Source organism: bacterium, from assembly GCA_036524115.1.
Classification (GTDB): domain Bacteria; phylum JAUVQV01; class JAUVQV01; order JAUVQV01; family DATDCY01; genus DATDCY01.
Genome location: DATDCY010000252.1, coordinates 1 through 3,537 on the forward strand (window position 1 = coordinate 1; position 3,537 = coordinate 3,537).

Annotated in this window: 5 protein-coding genes; all 5 read right to left on the minus strand. The window is 74.0% G+C overall.

Features of this window, described 5'->3' with window-relative positions:
* Window positions 1–77: 77 nt before the first annotated feature.
* Window positions 78–386: an NADH-quinone oxidoreductase subunit NuoK gene (gene nuoK, locus VI078_12335; protein HEY6000069.1), complete on the minus strand. Its 309-nt coding sequence runs from the start codon at window positions 384–386 to the stop codon at window positions 78–80.
* The gene (locus tag VI078_12340; protein HEY6000070.1) at window positions 383–898 is read right to left on the minus strand and encodes an NADH-quinone oxidoreductase subunit J; all 516 of its coding nucleotides are present in this window, start codon (window positions 896–898) and stop codon (window positions 383–385) included. Before VI078_12340 ends, nuoK begins: the two co-directional genes overlap by 4 nt.
* A 17-nt stretch (window positions 899–915) precedes the next feature.
* Window positions 916–1,431 carry an NADH-quinone oxidoreductase subunit NuoI gene (gene nuoI / locus VI078_12345; protein HEY6000071.1) on the minus strand — a complete coding sequence of 172 codons (516 nt, stop codon included), beginning with the start codon at window positions 1,429–1,431 and terminating at the stop codon, window positions 916–918.
* The gene (gene nuoH, locus VI078_12350; GenBank protein ID HEY6000072.1) at window positions 1,431–2,387 is read right to left on the minus strand and encodes an NADH-quinone oxidoreductase subunit NuoH; all 957 of its coding nucleotides are present in this window, start codon (window positions 2,385–2,387) and stop codon (window positions 1,431–1,433) included. The genes nuoI and nuoH overlap by 1 nt, the downstream gene beginning before the upstream one ends.
* Window positions 2,384–3,537 (minus strand): molybdopterin-dependent oxidoreductase (locus tag VI078_12355; GenBank protein ID HEY6000073.1); only part of this gene is annotated, 1,154 nt, incomplete at its 5' end. The genes nuoH and VI078_12355, both read right to left, overlap by 4 nt.

The following is a 3,537-nucleotide window of genomic DNA, read 5'->3' on the forward strand; positions in this document are numbered from 1 at the left end:
CCCGCCGCCGAGCGCGAGCAGCGCGAAGCCCGCGAACGGGGCCGCGAGGCTCAACGCCAGGAGCGTTTCCACGGCCATCACCCTGGCTCCCCGGCGCGATCGGCGTCCAGCGTGCGCCGCTGATGGTAGAACCTGATGACGAGGGCCAGCCCCACGGAGACTTCGGCCGCGGCGATCGCGAGTATGAACAGGTACAGCACCTGGCCGTCCGCTTGACCCCAGCGCGCGCCGGCGGCGACGAAGGCGATGCCGGCGGCGTTGATCATCACCTCGAGCGACATCAGCACGAACAGCAGGTTGCGCCGCGCGAGCACGCCCGCCAGCCCGAGGCAGAAGAGGACGGCGGCCAGCGCGAGCGCCTGGCCCGGCGAGCCCGGGACGTTCACGGCGTGCCTCCCCGACGGCCCGCCACCGCGCGGCGGCCGACGTGGTAGGCGCCGACGAGCCCGGCGACCAGCAGCAGGGACACCAGCTCGACCGCGACGAGGTACGCGCCGAACAGGGTCGCGCCGACCTGCTTCGGCGCCAGCGCCGCGGGGGCCGCGGCAGGCGCCGGCGCCCCTCCCGCGAGCAGCGCGGCCAGTTCGGCAGCGAGCACCAGGGTCAGCGCCGCCGGCCCGGCCCAGCCGCCGCCGCGGAGCCAGCGCTGCTCCTCGCCGGCCGACCAGTGCGCGAAGTCGAACATCAGGATCACGAAGACGAAGAGCACGATGATGGCGCCCGCGTAGACAAGGGCCTCGAGGGCCGCGGCGAACGGCGCGGCAAGCTGGAGGAAGGCGACCGCCGCGGCGAGCAGGGACACGATCAGATAGAGCAGGGCGTTGACCGCGCTGATCCGCGTGAGCGCCAGCGCGGTGGCGACGATCGCGACCGCCGCCGTCACGTGGAACGGGCTCATCGCGCGCCTCCTCCCGCCTACGGCAGCAGCCCGTGGGGATCGACGGGCGCCGCCTCGTGCTCCGCGTCGCCGGGGGCCTTCCCGGCGGCCGGCGCCCCGGCGACGCCGTAGAAGCGATAGCCGGGCCGCTTGCCGGGTCCGGCGATCAGCAGATCGTCCTTCTCGTAGACCAGTTCGCGGCGGTCGTACTCGCCCATCTCGCAGTCCGGCGTGAGCTGGATGGCCGCCGTCGGGCACGCCTCCTCGCAGAGACCGCAGAAGATGCAGCGCGAGAAGTTGATCCGGAACGAGGACGCGCCGCGCCGCCCGCCGGGGACGTCCGCCGCTTCGATAGCGATGCATCCCACGGGACAGGCGACCGCGCAGAGGAAGCACGCGACGCAGCGCTCGGCTCCGTCCGGATCGCGGGTGAGGACGATCCTCCCGCGCCAGCGCGGCGGCAGCGCGGGGCGGACCTCCGGGTAGAGCACCGTCTCGCGCCGGCGGAAGAGGTGGCCCGCCACCTCGCGGAGGGTCCCGAGGATGCCGCCCATCAGAAGCCCCCTGCAAGGATCACGGCGCCCGTGAGGGTCAGGTTCGCGATCGCGAGCGGCAGCAGCACCTTCCAGCCGAAGGCGATGAGCTGGTCGTAGCGCAGCCGCGGGAGCGAGGCGCGCACCAGCACGAAGAAGCAGATCAGCAGGAACGTCTTGAGCGCGAACCAGACGACCGGCGGCAGCAGCGGCCCGCGCCAGCCGCCGAAGAAGAGCGTCGTCGTCAGCGCGGAGACCAGCGTCACGCCGAGGTACTCGCCGACGAAGAACATTCCGAACTTCATCCCCGAGTACTCGGCGTGGTAGCCGGCCACCAGCTCGCTCTCGGCCTCGGGCAGGTCGAAGGGGATGCGGCGCAGCTCGGCGGCCCCGGCCGTCAGGAACAGCGCGAGCCCCGCCGGCTGCAGCAGGCAGAACCAGACGCGCTCCTGCGCGGCGACGATGTCGGCGAGGCGGAAGGAGCCCGCGAGCATGACCACGCCCATGAGCGAGAGGCCCATGAAGACCTCGTAGCCGAGCATCTGCGCGGCGGCGCGCATCCCGCCGAGGAGTGAGTAGGTGTTGTTCGACGCCCAGCCGGCGAGGACCGCGCCGTAGACGCCGAGCGAGGACATCGCGAGCACGAAGAGCAGGCCGACGTCCAGGTCGGCGACGGCCGCGCCGGGCGCGAAGGGGACGACGGCGAACGAGAGCAGGGCGCAGACCATGGCGATCGCCGGGGCGAGCACGAACGTGCCGCGGTGCGCGAACGGCGGCACCCAGTCCTCCTTGAGGAGGATCTTCACCGTGTCCGCCGCCACCTGCAGCAGGCCGAACGGACCGACGCGGTTGGGTCCGTAGCGGTCCTGGAAGCCGGCCAGCAGCCGGCGCTCCAGCCAGATCAGCCATGCGGCGACGGTGAGCGCGCCGACGAGCACGCCGAACACGAGCAGGGCCGGGCCGAACCCTTCGCTCACGGCGTCGCCTTGCGAATCCGGGCCCAGCCCGGCAGGTCGAGCCAGGGCAGGCCGGGAACGTCCGTCGCAACGCCCGCGACCCCGGCGGGCAGCGAGGCCTCCGCCTGCACCGGCAGACGAACGCGCGCGCCCGCGACCTCGGCCTCGACCTCTTCGCCCTCGGCCAGACCGGCGGCGCGCAGGTCGCCGGGGTTGGCAAGGAGAGCCGGCCGGGGCGCCAGGAGCGCGATCCCCTGGGAGAGAGCGCTCAGCTCGCCCGAGCCGAAGATGTGCGGAAGCGGCACGAGCCGCCATTGCCCGTCGGGCGGGGTGAACGGGTCGGGCGGGGCGAAGGGGGCTGGCGGCTCCGGCCCGGAGGGCGGCTCGATCAGGCGCATCCCCGGGTCGCCGCCGCGCAGCGCGCCTCCCGGGACCTCCTGCTGCGCGATCGCCGCCTGCACCGAATTCCACCCCGGCGTCCACGCCCGGGCGGTGAGCGCGGGCGGTGGCGTCCCGGCGTAGCCCTCCATGCTGAAGGCCAGCGGCGACTCCGGGTCCTCGGGCGGGCGCGGCTCATGCATCTCGTGTTCCGGTCCGAGGGCGGTGCGACCGCTGCTGCGGTGGCCCTCGCGGGGTATCTTGCGACCGAGCCAGCGGACGCCGGCCGGCGGCGCGCACCCGGCCACCCCGCGCATCTCCGGGAACTCCTCCTCGAGCGCGGCACGCAGCTCGTCCCCGGAGCGCCAGGGGACGCCCTCGCCCGAGACGGCCATCATCTGCTCGACCCAGTGACGCGATTCGCGGGCCTCCACTGGCGGCGGCATTGCGGCGAAGAAGCGCTGGGCGCGCCCCTCGCCGCTGACGAAGGTCCCGGTGCACTCGGCGAACGTCGCCGCCGGCAGGAGGAGGTCGGAGGCCGCGGCCGTGCCGTGGAGCGTGTGGTCGATCGTGACGACGTTGGGAACGGCGTCGAGCAGCGCCGCCACGCGGGCGCGGTCCGCCCGCCGGAAGAGGTCGTTCTCGAGGACCACGAGGGTGTCGATGCCGCCGCGCCCGGCTTCGAAAAAGGCCTCGTCGAGCGGGCGCGGGCCGAGCAGCGCGAGCCCGAGACTGTCGCATTCCGGGACGGCGATCGCGAGCGACGGCGCCCGCCCCGCGCGCGCCAGCGCGG

Excerpts from the sequence above, each read along its gene's own strand:
- VI078_12340 (HEY6000070.1), bottom strand. The coding sequence starts at position 898 with ATGAGCCCGTTCCACGTGACGGCGGCGGTCGCGATCGTCGCCACCGCG.
- nuoI (HEY6000071.1), bottom strand. The coding sequence starts at position 1,431 with ATGGGCGGCATCCTCGGGACCCTCCGCGAGGTGGCGGGCCACCTCTTC.